This is a genomic window from Hafnia sp. CBA7124, assembly GCF_002355555.1.
Lineage (GTDB): Bacteria > Pseudomonadota > Gammaproteobacteria > Enterobacterales > Enterobacteriaceae > Hafnia > Hafnia alvei.
This window is the reverse complement of the sequence record NZ_AP017469.1, coordinates 86,171-100,542: the sequence shown is the minus strand read 5'-3', so window position 1 is coordinate 100,542 and position 14,372 is coordinate 86,171. Positions and strand designations below refer to the sequence as shown.

Sequence of the window (14,372 nt, the reverse complement as noted above, 5' to 3'; positions counted from 1 at the left end):
TGAGACACCATGTCGTTTTCAGTTCATCAACGCAGGATTAATGTTATGACGACCGAAAAAAAATACATCGTCGCGCTCGACCAAGGAACCACCAGCTCTCGTGCCGTGGTACTGGATCATGACGCTAATATCATCAGCGTCTCTCAGCGTGAATTTGAGCAAATCTATCCAAAAGCAGGATGGGTTGAACATGACCCAATGGAGATTTGGGCGACGCAAAGTTCTACTCTGGTCGAAGTTCTTGCGAAGGCAGATATTAGTTCAGATCAAATCGCCGGTATCGGTATCACCAACCAGCGTGAAACCACCATCGTGTGGGAAAAAGAAACCGGTAAGCCAATTTATAACGCTATCGTCTGGCAATGCCGCCGTACCGCTGACATTTGTGAAAAGCTGAAAAAAGCGGGCATGGAAGAGTACATTCGCCACAATACAGGCTTAGTGGTTGACCCGTATTTCTCCGGTACCAAAGTAAAATGGATTCTGGATCACGTTGAAGGTTCGCGTGAACGTGCGAAGCGCGGCGAACTGCTGTTCGGTACCGTGGATACGTGGCTGGTATGGAAAATGACTCAGGGGCGTGTTCACGTCACTGATTATACCAACGCCTCTCGTACCATGATGTTCAACATCCACACCCTTGAGTGGGATGAGCGCATGCTGGAAGCGCTGGATATCCCTCGCGAAATGCTGCCAACCGTACGCCCATCGTCAGAAATCTATGGTCAAACCAACATCGGTGGTAAAGGCGGGACACGTATTCCTATCGCGGGTATCGCGGGTGACCAGCAGGCAGCGCTTTATGGCCAACTGTGTGTCCAGGAAGGCATGGCGAAAAATACCTATGGCACCGGCTGCTTCCTCCTGATGAACACCGGCAAAGAAGCAGTTCCTTCTAAACACGGCCTGTTAACGACCATCGCCTGTGGCCCACGCGGTGAAGTTAACTATGCGCTGGAAGGTGCAGTATTTATCGGTGGTGCATCCATTCAGTGGCTGCGCGATGAGATGAAGCTTATCAACGATGCGGCCGACTCTGAGTACTTCGCTACGAAAGTCAAAGACAGCAACGGCGTGTACGTTGTTCCTGCCTTCACCGGTTTGGGCGCACCGTATTGGGACCCGTATGCACGTGGCGCGATCTTCGGTCTAACCCGTGGCGTCAATAGCAACCACATCATCCGTGCCACGTTGGAATCTATCGCCTATCAAACTCGTGATGTGCTAGACGCCATGCAGGCAGACTCAGGTACTCGTCTGAAAGCACTGCGTGTCGACGGTGGTGCCGTTGCCAACAACTTCCTGATGCAATTCCAGTCTGACATCCTTGGTACGCGTGTTGAACGCCCTGCGGTGCTAGAAGTGACCGCGTTGGGTGCTGCTTATCTGGCTGGCTTAGCCGTTGGTTTCTGGAGCGACCTGGAAGAGCTGCGCAGTAAAGCGACTATCGAACGTGAATTCCGTCCAAGCATTGAAACCGTGGAGCGTAACTACCGCTACAGCGGCTGGAAAAAAGCGGTGTCACGCGCTCAGGCGTGGGAAGAGCACGATTGATATTTATGTAAAGCTAAGGTGTAAGGTTTCGTTCGCCCGCTATCCGTTGTGTTTTTCTGCAACCACTGGCGTAGGCGACCGATGAGGGGCGCCAGCGCGCGCCCCTTCAATCCTCGCGCTTTTGTCCGAGACGCCATCTCCGCTCCGGTTTGGTATCGCCCATCCAGGGCGCCCCAAACTCCACCGGTACATCCCTGTACCGGCGGCTCTCTCTACCAAAACTTAAATAGTTAAAAAGACAAAAATGTCTTTTGCCTTTTATCTTTTGTCTTGTCCTGTTGAAAGAATGTATTTTAGAGCCGCCAGCAGGGATGCTGGTGGCAGGTTGAGGGCGCACAGGATGTGCGCTCCGAGACCGGTCGGCCAAACAGCTCGGTAAAAAGCGCGCGAGTTGAGAGCCCCCGCGCAACGGGGCTCTCATCGGACGCCTACGCCGCGGTTTCATGGAAACAAATTTGCTGACTGGCGGACGAAACCCTTCACCGCTCCAACATAGAGTAGAAGGTAGCCGCAATGAAGCCCCTGCAATCGTTTTCCAATCCCCCCACTCACCTTGTGCTAAAATCCCCTCCCGTCTTTATCCTTCAAACTTTCAGTAACCAATACGGATCTACAATGAAACGTGAATTAGCCATCGAGTTCTCCCGCGTCACAGAAGCCGCAGCACTGGCAGGTTATAAATGGTTAGGTCGTGGTGACAAAAATGCCGCCGACGGCGCTGCCGTAAATGCGATGCGCATTATGCTTAATCAGGTCGATATCGACGGGGAAATCGTCATCGGTGAAGGAGAGATCGATGAAGCGCCAATGTTATATATCGGCGAGCGTGTCGGTACTGGCAACGGCGATCAGGTTGATATCGCGGTAGATCCTATTGAAGGCACTCGCATGACGGCCATGGGGCAGTCAAATGCGCTCGCCGTGATGGCTGTCGGTGATAAGGGTACGTTTTTACGCGCGCCAGATATGTATATGGAAAAGTTAGTCGTAGGGCCTCAAGCTAAGGGGGTTATCGATTTAAATCGTCCATTGGCCGAAAACCTGCGTTTAGTAGCTGAAAAACTGGAAAAACCACTGCATGAACTGACCGTCATCACGCTGGCAAAACCTCGCCATGATGGCGTTATTTCGGAAATGCAGGCGATGGGCGTTAAAGTTTTTGCCATTCCTGACGGTGATGTTGCCGCCTCAATTCTGACCTGTATGCCTGAAAGCGAAGTCGATGTGATGTATGGCATCGGTGGTGCGCCTGAAGGCGTAGTATCAGCCGCCGTTATTCGTGCTCTGGATGGCGATATGCATGGCCGCCTGCTGGCACGCCACGACGTAAAAGGCGACACGCCTGAAAACCGTGCTTTAGGCGAGCAAGAGCTGAAGCGCTGTGCTGAAATGGGTATTGAAGCCGGTAAAGTGCTGCGTCTGGATGAAATGGCGCGTAACGATAACGTGGTGTTCTCCGCAACGGGGATCACGAAGGGCGATTTGCTGGAAGGGATTTATCGTAAAGGCAATATGGCGACAACGGAAACGCTGCTGGTTCGTGGTAAGTCGCGTACTATTCGCCGCATTCGCTCAACGCATTATCTGGACCGTAAAGATCCGAAGATCTGCGAATTGATTATCTAGTTTCAGTCGTTCAGCCTCCCATTCTCAAGGAGGCTGAACGATGTTAATTCAACGACTACGCCATATGCCCTTGCTGCTGCATTTTATGCGCCAGCGGCAGCCAGCAAAGCAGAATCATCACGCCCATTGCCGTCATTAACATGCCTAAACTGAATTGCCCCGTCTGAGGCAGCAGTGCTGAAAACCACGCCATCGCACCAGAACCTACGTTTTGCAATCCACCCACTAAAGCACCCGCAGCACCCGCCAAGAACGGGAATGGCTCCATAGCACCGGTGGTCGCCAGTGGGAACAGCATTCCAGCGCCAAAGAAGAACAAGGCAGCAGGCACAACCAGCGTCCAGATATTCATAATGCCGAACCAGCCTGGTATCCACATCATAAATCCGGCAACCAAACAGCTAATCACCGAATGCCACATCAACGTAGAGAAGCTTTTTCCCTGACGCCCTGCGTACCAAGCGCCGAAGAAGGCCGCAGGAATAGGCAGAATAAACAGAATACTAACGACAATGCCGCTAAGCCCTAATACGCCGCCCATTAAGACGCCGGAGCAGGCTTCAAATACAGCTACCCCGGCCAGTCCACCAACCAGCATAATCAGATAGCAACCAAACGAGCCGTTAGTCAGCAACATCTTGTAGCTGGCAAGCATGTTCTTACGCGGTGCGTTAGCTGGGCGAGTTTCTGGCAGAAAGCGATACATCGAAAACATAACGCAAACGCACAGCAGCAGTAGGAAGCCATAGCAAGCACGCCAGCCTAGTACCGAATCCAACATGCCGCCGATGACCGGTGCCAGCAGCGGGCTAACCAGAATACCCATGTTTAATAGGCTATTGGCATAACGCAGAGAAGGCCCTTCGTAAAGATCGCGGGGCATCGTTCGCGCCATTACGCCGGCAACACCCGTCCCCATTCCTTGCAAGGCACTCGCCATGATCAGCATGTCTAAATTGGTAGACAACAATGCCCACAAGGCACCAGCGATGAAAATCCCCATACCGAGCAGAATAACGGGGCGACGGCCCACCCGATCGGATATCGGGCCGTAGATCAACTGCGAGCCACCATAGGTCAGTAAATACGCCGCCATTACGCCCTGCACCGCACCGCTACGCACACCTAAATCGCGCGCCATATCGGCAATAGAAGGCACATAAATGGTTTGCGCCATCTGTCCAACGGCGACTAATAGAATCAACATCACTAACAGATGAAAATTTTCGAGCTTTCTCATTATCTTACGCTTGCCGACGCATTAAATTAGTATAATCGACCATTCACTTGGTGAAAGTCAGGAAGTTAAACCCATAGATCGGCGCATAATCTAACAGATTGGTTTAAATAAACGAGAGAGTAAGGTTCTTTATTCTGGTGTGATTTGGCATATAAAAGTACCCGACTCGTAAAGAAAAAGTTACAGCAACATGTTCTTTCTGCGACGAGATTAAAAATAGAGAATATTAATCATTTAATAGCGATTTATAAGTTATTAAACTATATACCCACTTTCCAAAAGGATTTGAGTCATGAAGACACCAGAACTGATTATGCTGCAGTTGAAGAGCCTAGGCCCTCAATCAGCCAAAATGCTCGCAGATAGAATTTCTATCACGACTATGGGCATTCGCCAGCATTTACAGCAGCTCGAGCAACGTGAGCTTGTCTGTTATGAAGAGGCCAGAACCAAGGTAGGTCGCCCAACGCGTTATTGGTCATTAACCACCAAGGGCCACGGCCAATTCCCAGATCGTCATCAAGATCTGTCACGCGTGTTACTTGGCGCCGCACAGCAATTATTTGGTGATGAAGGCGTCGACAAACTCATTAACGTGCGCGAAGACTCTCTCTTCCAGCGTTATACGACCGAGCTTGAAAAGCATCCCGAAGGTGAGGAGCGCTTTCAGGCCTTGGCTCGCCTGCGCCAAAACGACGGCTATATGGCCGAGTTGGAAGTCGAAGACGATGCCGTTGTCCTGATCGAAAACCACTGTCCGATTGGCGTTGCAGCCCATAACTGCGGTAACTTATGCAACTCAGAGCTGAGTTTATTGCATCGTCTTTTAGGGCCGAACTATGAAATCGACCGAGTCGAGCATATTATTTCCAACTCACGCCGCTGTGCATATCGCATTACACCTCGGGAGTTGTAACCATGGCAGAATGGGTAACGGGAACCATTACTCAAGTTCAACACTGGACAGATAATCTGTTCAGCATACAAGTGCAAGCACCGGTCAATGCCTTTAAGGCTGGCCAGTTTGCCAAACTCGGCTTGGATATCGACGGTGAGCGTGTGCAACGCGCTTACTCTTACGTCAACGCGCCGAGTGATAATAACTTAGAGTTTTATCTGGTGACCGTGCCTGATGGCAAGCTCAGCCCTCGCCTGCACAGCTTGCAGGCCGGAGATACTTTACAAGTGACTGAAGAGGCCGCAGGCTTCTTTGTTCTGGAAGAGGTGCCTGACTGTAATACGCTATGGATGCTCGCGACAGGGACCGCGCTGGGGCCTTATTTGTCAATTCTGCAGGAAGGCAAAGACCTAGAACGCTTTGAAAATATCGTTTTGGTTCATGCCGCTCGCTTGGCGCAAGACCTAAGCTATTTGCCGCTGATGCAACAACTTGAGCAGCGTTATAACGGTAAACTGCGGATTCAAACCGTAGTTAGCCGTGAGAACGCTGCGGGTTCACTGCAGGGGCGAGTTCCCGCACTAATTGAGGATGGCTCGCTGGAAGCCGCCGTCGGCCTGAAAATTGATGCCGATAACAGCCACATTATGTTATGCGGTAATCCGCAGATGGTGCGCGATACCCAGCAGGTACTGAAGGAAACGCGTGGAATGCGTAAGCATTTGCGCCGTAAACCAGGCCATATCACCAGCGAGCATTACTGGTAATAGCGCCACGATCGGGTGCCGGATAATTTGTTCGGCACTTTTTTTGCTTTAACGCCCTGCGTTCTTAAAATCGACAGGTGTAGGCTCTGGGCCAAAACGGTTATCACCTTCTGTTCCCACGAATGAGCCGCAGTCAATCAGCATCATCACACCAATCAGCGTAGGGACAAAACGCCCAACCCCCCACTGCCAGATCTCGGCCAACATGCTCCAATTCCCCGCAGCTAGCATCCATGCCAGTACCACTAAAAGCGCCCACCAACCTGACTTATTACGATCGTGCAAACGCTTCACCAGCACCGCAGCCGTTGGCCAAAGAGAAAATACCAAGCCAAATGCCGCCGTTTGTAGTGAAACCCAGCCGCTTCCTGCAATGGAAAAAATAATCACTAAAAGCAGCGCCCACAACCCCATCCAAATCCAGAAATCGCGCCGCCCGATCCGTCCGTTAAAAGAGAAACACCATTTTTGAATGGTCATTTTCCGACGTTACCTACGTAATTAAACCTAATGGCGGCAAAGTCTACCTTATCTCGATTGGCCATCGGGGAATTTTGCACACAATTTTGACAATCACCCTCCTAAAACGCTTTAATCAGGTATCAGGCGTGTGTATTACCAGCATTCAGAATAGTGGATTGGAAAATCAGACCAACAATGAAAAAAATGAGTTGCTACACATCCAACAACGTTTTCCTCTTACCGATGCTGCTTCTATGGGCCTCCACCATCAGCTTCTCAGCTCATGCAGCAGATGATAAGCATTCTCTGAGTGACGAACTCCCTGCGGCGCCTTATCTGCTCCCCAACGCACCTACCTTTGATTTAACGCTGGTTGAGTTCCGGTCTAAGTACAACATTGAAAATCCAACGCTCATCATCAATGAATACCGTGCCATCAGCGTTAAAAATGAAGAAACCGCGATTACCCGCGCGGCGAGCAAAATCAATGACGACCTCTACTCTTCCGTGGTGCTGGAAAAAGGCACCGGTAAGATTAAAAGCTTACAGATTACTTATATCCCCCCCGTTCCCGTAAAAGATGAAAAAGAGAGTGGTAAAGCTGAGGACAAGAAAACGGTTAAGCCGGACGACAAAGACAAAGCATCACGTGCGCTGGCTGTAAATTATATGGCCGCCATCATGCGTCATTTCTCGCCTACACTGTCCTTTGATCAATGCACCGCTAAGGTCTCCTCATTGTTGAATAAAGGGAAAGGCCAGCTCTATTTCGCCCAAAACGATGGGGCATTGCGCTATGTGGTGTCAGATAGCGCAGAAAAAGGTATTACTTTCGCTGTTGAACCGATTAAGCTGTCGTTATCAGATAATGCAACTTAGTCGCATCCTTTCGTATTTCATGATGGAAAACAAAACTTCTTAGTCGCGAGCTTTCTATACTGATTTACAGACAATGCCGTAAGGCAGACTTTTACGATTATGTGTTCCCGAATTGGAGAAATGAAAATGCGTCAACCATTAGTCATGGGCAACTGGAAACTCAACGGCAGCCACCACATGGTCAACGAACTGATCCTTGCGCTGCGTAACGAACTGAGCGAAGTGGCCAACTGTGACGTTGCTATCGCGCCACCAACTATCTATCTGGATCAGGCTGCACATACTCTGGCAGGTTCTCGTATCGCTCTGGGCGCGCAAGACGTTGGTATCAACGCATCTGGCGCATTCACTGGTGAAACCTCTGCTCAGATGCTGAAAGATGTTGGTGCTAAATACATCATTATCGGCCATTCAGAGCGTCGTACTTACCACAAAGAAAGCGACGAGTTCATTGCTGAGAAATTCGCAGCGGTTAAAGAAGCAGGTTTAATCCCTGTTCTGTGCATCGGTGAAACCGACGCAGAAAACGAAGCAGGTAAAACTCAGGAAGTTTGTGCGCGTCAGTTAGACGCCGTGCTGAAAACCATGGGCGCTCAGGTGTTCAAAGGTGCAGTCATCGCTTACGAACCAGTATGGGCAATCGGTACTGGCAAATCTGCAACGCCAGCACAGGCTCAGGCCGTTCACAAATTCATCCGTGATCATATCGCTAAACACAACGCTGAAGCCGCTGAAGAAGTGATCATTCAGTACGGTGGTTCTGTAAATGCCGCTAACGCTGCTGAGCTGTTCACCCAGCCAGACATCGATGGCGCGCTGGTTGGCGGTGCATCTCTGAAAGCTGACGCTTTCGCAGTTATTGTTAAAGCAGCAGCTGAAGCGAAAAAAGCCTAATCGCTTATTTATGCTTTAAATGCAAAAACCCCGGATCTCCGGGGTTTTTTTATATCTGATATTTTATCGCTGCGAGATTTGATCAAACTCGCCGCCGGTTGAAAAGTGCTCTTTTTGCGCTTTCTGCCAGCCACCAAAGACTTGGTCAACGGTAAACAGCTTCAACTGTGGGAACTGCTGGCTGTATTGTTTGGCAATGGCCTCGTCGCGCGGGCGGTAATAGTTCTTCGCCGCGATAGTTTGACCTTCCGGTGAATACAAATACTTCAGATATTCATCAGCAACCTGACGCGTACCGCGCTTATCGACCACTTTATCGACAACCGATACCGTTGGCTCTGCAAGAATAGAAACGCTTGGCGTTACAATTTCAAACTGATCTTTGCCCAGCTCATGCTGCGCCAGCAACGCTTCATTTTCCCATGCGATCAGCACATCACCGATACCTCGCTCAACAAAGGTATTGGTTGCGCCACGCGCGCCAGAATCCAGCACCTCTACATTTTTATACAACGCCTTCACGAACTCTTTCGCTTTCGCCTGATCGTTGTTGTTGTTTTGCAATGCATAACCCCATGCGCCTAAATAATTCCAGCGCGCGCCGCCTGAGGTTTTTGGGTTAGGCGTGATAATGGCAACGCCCGGCTTGATTAAATCATTCCAGTCGTGGATCTGTTTGGGATTGCCTTTACGTACCAAAAATACAATGGTCGAAGTGTAAGGTGCAGAGTTATCGGGTAGGCGTTTGATCCAGTTTTTATCAATGCGGCCGCGTTCAGCGATGGCGTCAACGTCATAAGCCAGCGCAAGCGTGACAACATCGGCTTCGATACCGTTGATGACCGAGGTCGCTTGTTTGCCGGAGCCGCCATGAGACTGCCTGATCGTCACGTTATCGCCCGTTTCTTGCTTATAGTGTTTGCTGAAAGCCTCGTTGTATTGTTGATAAAGCTCTCGCGTTGGATCGTAAGAAACGTTTAGCAACTGAATATCTTTTGCCAGTGCACCGGTAGCCACCAGCAGTAACGACAGCCCAATCCCGAATTTATGCATCACCGCTCTCCAAAACTTTGTCCCCAAGAAGTTAAGGTAGAGCCTGCCAGAAACCTGAGGAATCATTAAAGAATAAAAAAGATACAGTTATGCCTTCAGGGAATAATAAAAAGCGTTTTACTCAGGGGATTTATTCGTAGAGATAAGCAAAAAGCCCCAAGACGGGGCTTTTAGAATCAGATTCACTGTCTGTTTGTGAAACGATTAGTACAGCATTTTCGCAGTTTCTAACCAGTCACCTTTAAACGGACGCTTCATGTTTTCAACGGCGTCGATGATGTCATGGTGAACCAGTTTTTCGTTCTGAATACCGACGCAACGACCGCCATAGCCCTGCAGCAGCAGTTCAATGGAGTATGCACCCATACGGGAAGCCAAAATGCGGTCATAAGCAACCGGCGCACCACCGCGCTGGATGTGGCCCAGTACCGTTGCGCGAGTTTCGCGACCGGTTTCTTGCTCGATGTGTTTCGCCAACTCATCGATATCACAGATATGCTCGGTGATAGCCACAATCGCGTGTTTTTTACCCTTGATGATGCCCGCTTTGATTTCGTTAACCAGATCTTCGCGTTTGAACTCAACTTCTGGCAGAACGATGAACTCACAGCCACCGGCAATCGCCGCCGCCAGGGTCAAATCGCCACAGTAGCGGCCCATCACCTCAACGATAGAGATACGCTGGTGGGAAGAAGAGGTATCACGCAGACGGTCAATCGCTTCAACCACGGTTTCTAACGCGGTGAAGTAACCGATGGTGTAGTCGGTACCGGCTACGTCGTTATCAATCGTGCCCGGCAAACCAATGCAAGGGAAGCCCATTTCAGTGATGCGCTTCGCACCCATGTATGAACCATCACCACCGATAACAACCAATGCGTCTAAACCCACTTTACGCATGTTATCAACGGCTTTCTCACGGACTTTATCGTCACGGAATTCTGGGAAACGCGCAGAACCCAAGAAAGTACCACCGCGGTTAATCATGTCAGAAACGCTAGAGCGATCCAGCTGCTTCATTCGACCTTCGTACAAGCCAAGGTAGCCGTCCTCAATACCGTAGACTTCTAACCCTTTCGCTAACGCTGCACGTACAACACCACGGATCGCAGCGTTCATACCTGGAGCGTCACCGCCACTCGTCAATACACCGATTTTCTTGATCATGACTACCTCTGAGCTTGTAGATGCTATTCTTAAGAATTGTTTTCGCCATCGCGCTAAACGTTATTATATGTGGTACAGGACACAGGTATAAAAAATGAACGTTTATCGCTGCTACTGCTGAATATTATATCAAAGTTATCCAGCTGAATTGATTCAGGTCAGTCTAGTTTGTGGTAAAAAAATTCCCAAGCACTTAAAGAATAAATTTAGAAACCCACCACACTAATAACATTATTTCTTATAGTTTAGCCGTGATTAGAGCTCCCAATGCCCTTTTTGCCCATCAGGCACCACCGAACAGGGGTCTTGATGGATAATCACGTCTGAACCAGGGAAACGTCGCAAAATCGCCTGCTCAACTTGTTCAGCAATGCCATGAGCCTGAATTAAAGGCAGGTTATCGTCCATCTCAATATGTAACTGAATAAAACGAGTCGGCCCAGATTGACGGGTTCTTAGATCATGCACGCCGCTAACGCCCGGCCATGCGTGCACAATATCAATGATCGCTTGTCTTTCATCGTCGTCCAACGCCCGATCCAACAAAGACTGTACGGCTTCATATCCCATACGCAGCGCGCTATACAAGATATAAACCCCAATTCCCAGGGCAAATAGGGAGTCTGCGCGAGTAAAGCCATACCAGCTCAGCCCCAGAGAAATAAGGATCGCGCCGTTCATCATCACATCAGACTGATAATGGAGCATATCGGCACGCACTGCCTGACTACGCGTTTTACGCACTACCCAACGCTGGAAAGTGACCAGCACCATCGTACAGGCTAAAGCAATAATGGTGACTCCAATCCCTAGGCCGGGATCGGTCATCGGCTCTGGATTGATAAGGTGCTGGAACCCAGTAAGGAATAAAAACAACGCCGAACCAGAAATAAACATACTTTGAGCCAGCGCGGCCAGAGATTCGGCTTTACCGTGACCAAACGTGTGTTCTTCATCAGCCGGCTGAAGGGAATAGCGAACCACAAACAGGTTTGTCAGCGAGGCTGCGATATCAACCACAGAATCCACCAGCGACGCCAATAGGCTCACCGAGCCAGTATGCCACCAGGCAAGCGTTTTAATAATAAGGAGAGCGGTGGCAGTAACCGTGGCTCCCAGCGCAGCGGTTTTGACTAACCGTGCATACTGCTGGTCCATGAAAATTTCCTTTAACGATTAGGGCTGTTCAGTATAGCGAATTAATGACAAAAAAAAGCCTGTTGGAAAATGACGAGGTTCACGTCGGATTAGCATCATGCCATGTTACGTTTGGAAAGATATATCTGCTCGGCGACAGCTTGACCAACTCTCTCACTTCGATCATCTTAATTTGCCGCATCAATTGTTATCACCCAGACGGCCATATCCGCAAAATCGGCAACCACCGATATTTGAGCAGCTTTTAATCATACTGATTTACATGCCATTGAATGACGCAGCAACATGATGTGCTCTTCTATGAAATGAAATCGCCTGAGGCATAGATCATCATGGGCCATTTTCGCTCACCCGCATCAAGCCAGCAGTCAAAGAGTTCAACGTTAAACCAAGTTAAGCAAAGCCCTAAAACATGGTCATACAGCCTGCTTTTAGTCATCGTTGCAATTGTCATCCTTGGAGGCAATACGCTATCGGCCGTCTATCCGGCAGTCGCTGCATTCAGTACATTTATTTTCACTGTCGGCTTTTTCTATTTGCTTTCAGGCAGAGCCCTATTTGCCCTATCGATCAGTAGCCTTTTGGTTATCGTGCTGCAGTTTATTAACCAGTTAAAAGTCCACTATTACAAAGACCATTTAATGTTTCCTGACATCTATCTGGCTGCCGATCCCTCCAATACTGCCACGCTGCTGCATTACCCTTCAGCAGGGCTGGCCATATTCGGGTTGCTGGTATGGATAGTGGCCACGGTGGTTGTGACATGGCGTGCAGCCCAGCGCAAGACCAACGGTCGTGTATGGTGGTCCGGGGCAGGAATGATCGTTGTCGGTGGGGCATTGGTCGCGCTGTGTGTCACACAGTATCAGCACGTTTGGGCCACAACGCTTCCAGGGGGAACTGGCGTTGTTTCAAACCTTGTGATGTCAGCCAGTGAAGTTGACTATGAGCCTCCCACTTTTAGCGGCGAAACTGCCGAATATTTTAAACAACGAGCCGCTGCGTTAAATCTCCACGCCGCTAGCAACAGCCAACATCCAGATATCATCGTCTTGCTACAAGAGTCTACGGTCGATCCTCGACTCTATTCGGTACCCGATCCGAAAATGATACCAAGTCTCACCATGTTTGAGCATGGCGGTAACGTAAAAGCACATACGCCAATGCGCGTACAAACATTTGGTGGCGGTACGTGGCTATCTGAATTCGCCCTGTTAACCGGCTTACGCAGCGATGATTTTGGTGCCATGAAAAACTCCGTTTTCTATTCTGCTGTCGACCACGTCAATGACAGTTTATTTCAGCAGATGAAAAACAATGGTTATTACACCATCGTGCTTACACCATTTAATAAATCAGCCTATAACGCGGGCCATGCTTACCACGAGATGGGAATCGACCAAATCCTTCAGCCACAAGAACTGGGATATCCCGGTAAACTTGAGGATAACCTTTGGCACATCAGCACCGCCGACATGTTGAAATACGTCAAGCAAATCATGTCGAAAAAGACAGATAAACCGCTGTTTATATATGCGTTAACCATGTATGAACACGGTCCTTATGATGAAAAGCACAGCGACGATTATCATCTAGCAAACTACGTAAAAAATAGTGGTTCTGCTGGCGAGTTCAGCCACTATGTGGAAAAAATAAAGACCTCTGATGCCGCACTAGCGGATTTCTTCCACTTTGTTGATACACGCCAGAAACCGACCATTTTTATGCACTTTGGCGATCACCAGCCCGCTATTGATTGGGCCAATGGCTACACCACCACGCTGTCAGACCCGATGCATTTAACCCAATTTAGTCTGCGTGATAACACCAACTCGCCAGCCGTTACCGATTTAGGGCGAATGACGGATATTGCCTTCCTAGGGGGGATGGTTTTAGAACATGCCAATTTAAACGTTTCGCCGTTTTATCGCGCAAATATCGAAATGCGCCACCTTTGCAAAGGTGAACTCAACGACTGCGCCGACCAAAAACTCGTGGAGAGCTATAAGAACTATATCTACGGGGAACTACACGCGGCATCAAGACACAGCGCTCCATAACCCTCAAAAATTTAGACAAAAAAAACCCCACCGTAAGGTGGGGAAGACAGGGATGGTGTCTATGGCAAGGAAAAACAGGGTGCTACTCTTTCGTACCTAACTTCAGGGCTGAAGTATTCTGCATGGTCGCTACCTGCTGCTGCCAACTGGCAATACGTTGCTGGTAACGCTCATTTAACTGGGCCTTTTGCTCGGGAGTCAGCAGGTTGTACATCTGGTTGCGAATTTTCGCCATTTCAACCTGACGGTTTATACTCTCCTGAGCCATTTTTTCGGCTAACTGCCGCACTGCGGCTTCATCGAACTTTTCTGCCGTTACCAGATTATGCATGGCTTCAGCCTCCGCTATATCAACGCGGGGTAAATCGTGTCGCGCTAGTTGCATCAAATCGCGCATTTGTTGGCGCTGATGTTCGGTAAGATTCACACCGTCAAACATGCGGTTATGATCCATACTTTGATACAACATACCGTTTTGTTGAGTGCCATCGGCAAATGCTGCGGTAGAGGCCATCGCAAGCATCAAAGTCATGGCTAACGAGGTTACTTTACGCATCATCTACTCCTTTGCTTTGGCTCGCTTATGTGAATCAACGAGAATCAGTGTAACTCGG

Annotated in this window: 13 protein-coding genes; 7 read left to right on the top strand and 6 right to left on the bottom strand. The window is 49.3% G+C overall.

Annotation, left to right across the window (positions count from 1 at the left end; genetic code table 11):
- The first annotated feature begins 45 nt into the window (after nt 1-45).
- Nucleotides 46-1,554 carry a glycerol kinase GlpK gene (gene glpK / locus CPY98_RS00500; RefSeq protein ID WP_025801473.1) on the top strand — a complete coding sequence of 503 codons (1,509 nt, stop codon included), beginning with the start codon at nt 46-48 and terminating at the stop codon, nt 1,552-1,554.
- A gap of 615 nt (nt 1,555-2,169) precedes the next feature.
- Nucleotides 2,170-3,180, top strand: a complete 1,011-nt coding sequence (gene glpX, locus CPY98_RS00490; RefSeq protein WP_096385941.1) for a class II fructose-bisphosphatase — start codon at nt 2,170-2,172, stop codon at nt 3,178-3,180.
- 55 nt (nt 3,181-3,235) lie between these two features.
- On the opposite strand, the gene emrD is transcribed toward glpX, so the two are convergent.
- Entirely contained in the window at nt 3,236-4,420 is a 1,185-nt protein-coding gene (gene emrD, locus CPY98_RS00485) for a multidrug efflux MFS transporter EmrD (RefSeq protein ID WP_025801477.1), read from the bottom strand.
- Nucleotides 4,421-4,712: 292 nt separating this feature from the next.
- On the opposite strand from emrD, the gene CPY98_RS00480 reads away from it, so the two are divergent.
- Both CPY98_RS00480 and fpr read left to right on the top strand, forming a co-directional pair.
- On the top strand, nt 4,713-5,336 hold the full coding sequence (locus tag CPY98_RS00480) for a metalloregulator ArsR/SmtB family transcription factor (RefSeq protein ID WP_025801478.1): 624 nt from the start codon (nt 4,713-4,715) through the stop codon (nt 5,334-5,336).
- 2 nt (nt 5,337-5,338) lie between these two features.
- Nucleotides 5,339-6,085 carry a ferredoxin--NADP(+) reductase gene (gene fpr / locus CPY98_RS00475; RefSeq protein ID WP_025801479.1) on the top strand — a complete coding sequence of 249 codons (747 nt, stop codon included), beginning with the start codon at nt 5,339-5,341 and terminating at the stop codon, nt 6,083-6,085.
- Nucleotides 6,086-6,133: 48 nt separating this feature from the next.
- Here fpr and CPY98_RS00470 read toward each other — a convergent pair whose 3' ends face one another.
- On the bottom strand, nt 6,134-6,565 hold the full coding sequence (locus CPY98_RS00470; protein WP_025801480.1) for a DUF805 domain-containing protein: 432 nt from the start codon (nt 6,563-6,565) through the stop codon (nt 6,134-6,136).
- 177 nt (nt 6,566-6,742) lie between these two features.
- Between CPY98_RS00470 and CPY98_RS00465 the strand changes: the two genes are divergently transcribed.
- The gene (locus CPY98_RS00465) at nt 6,743-7,426 is read left to right on the top strand and encodes a DUF1454 family protein (RefSeq protein WP_096385939.1); all 684 of its coding nucleotides are present in this window, start codon (nt 6,743-6,745) and stop codon (nt 7,424-7,426) included.
- A gap of 126 nt (nt 7,427-7,552) precedes the next feature.
- Entirely contained in the window at nt 7,553-8,320 is a 768-nt protein-coding gene (gene tpiA / locus CPY98_RS00460; RefSeq protein ID WP_025801482.1) for a triose-phosphate isomerase, read from the top strand.
- A gap of 63 nt (nt 8,321-8,383) precedes the next feature.
- Here the strand turns inward: tpiA and CPY98_RS00455 are convergent, their stop codons facing one another.
- From CPY98_RS00455 to fieF, 3 genes are all read right to left on the bottom strand, one after another.
- Nucleotides 8,384-9,373 (bottom strand): sulfate ABC transporter substrate-binding protein, encoded by a 990-nt coding sequence (locus CPY98_RS00455; RefSeq protein WP_040045222.1) that lies wholly within the window; start codon nt 9,371-9,373, stop codon nt 8,384-8,386.
- Between the two features lie 204 nt (nt 9,374-9,577).
- Entirely contained in the window at nt 9,578-10,540 is a 963-nt protein-coding gene (gene pfkA / locus CPY98_RS00450) for a 6-phosphofructokinase (RefSeq protein ID WP_004094193.1), read from the bottom strand.
- Nucleotides 10,541-10,795: 255 nt separating this feature from the next.
- Complete coding sequence (fieF, locus tag CPY98_RS00445; protein ID WP_025801485.1) at nt 10,796-11,698, bottom strand: CDF family cation-efflux transporter FieF; 903 nt, start codon at nt 11,696-11,698, stop codon at nt 10,796-10,798.
- Between the two features lie 332 nt (nt 11,699-12,030).
- Between fieF and CPY98_RS00440 the strand changes: the two genes are divergently transcribed.
- Nucleotides 12,031-13,758: an LTA synthase family protein gene (locus tag CPY98_RS00440; protein WP_096385936.1), complete on the top strand. Its 1,728-nt coding sequence runs from the start codon at nt 12,031-12,033 to the stop codon at nt 13,756-13,758.
- 82 nt (nt 13,759-13,840) lie between these two features.
- On the opposite strand, the gene cpxP is transcribed toward CPY98_RS00440, so the two are convergent.
- Nucleotides 13,841-14,314 carry a cell-envelope stress modulator CpxP gene (gene cpxP / locus CPY98_RS00435; RefSeq protein ID WP_025801487.1) on the bottom strand — a complete coding sequence of 158 codons (474 nt, stop codon included), beginning with the start codon at nt 14,312-14,314 and terminating at the stop codon, nt 13,841-13,843.
- Between the last annotated feature and the right edge of the window lie 58 nt (nt 14,315-14,372).

Excerpts from the sequence above, each read along its gene's own strand:
- glpK (WP_025801473.1), top strand. The coding sequence starts at position 46 with ATGACGACCGAAAAAAAATACATCGTCGCGCTCGACCAAGGAACCACC.
- emrD (WP_025801477.1), bottom strand. The coding sequence starts at position 4,420 with ATGAGAAAGCTCGAAAATTTTCATCTGTTAGTGATGTTGATTCTATTA.
- CPY98_RS00470 (WP_025801480.1), bottom strand. The coding sequence starts at position 6,565 with ATGACCATTCAAAAATGGTGTTTCTCTTTTAACGGACGGATCGGGCGG.
- CPY98_RS00465 (WP_096385939.1), top strand. The coding sequence starts at position 6,743 with ATGAAAAAAATGAGTTGCTACACATCCAACAACGTTTTCCTCTTACCG.
- tpiA (WP_025801482.1), top strand. The coding sequence starts at position 7,553 with ATGCGTCAACCATTAGTCATGGGCAACTGGAAACTCAACGGCAGCCAC.
- CPY98_RS00455 (WP_040045222.1), bottom strand. The coding sequence starts at position 9,373 with ATGCATAAATTCGGGATTGGGCTGTCGTTACTGCTGGTGGCTACCGGT.
- cpxP (WP_025801487.1), bottom strand. The coding sequence starts at position 14,314 with ATGCGTAAAGTAACCTCGTTAGCCATGACTTTGATGCTTGCGATGGCC.
- glpX (WP_096385941.1), top strand. The coding sequence starts at position 2,170 with ATGAAACGTGAATTAGCCATCGAGTTCTCCCGCGTCACAGAAGCCGCA.
- pfkA (WP_004094193.1), bottom strand. The coding sequence starts at position 10,540 with ATGATCAAGAAAATCGGTGTATTGACGAGTGGCGGTGACGCTCCAGGT.
- fieF (WP_025801485.1), bottom strand. The coding sequence starts at position 11,698 with ATGGACCAGCAGTATGCACGGTTAGTCAAAACCGCTGCGCTGGGAGCC.
- fpr (WP_025801479.1), top strand. The coding sequence starts at position 5,339 with ATGGCAGAATGGGTAACGGGAACCATTACTCAAGTTCAACACTGGACA.
- CPY98_RS00440 (WP_096385936.1), top strand. The coding sequence starts at position 12,031 with ATGGGCCATTTTCGCTCACCCGCATCAAGCCAGCAGTCAAAGAGTTCA.
- CPY98_RS00480 (WP_025801478.1), top strand. The coding sequence starts at position 4,713 with ATGAAGACACCAGAACTGATTATGCTGCAGTTGAAGAGCCTAGGCCCT.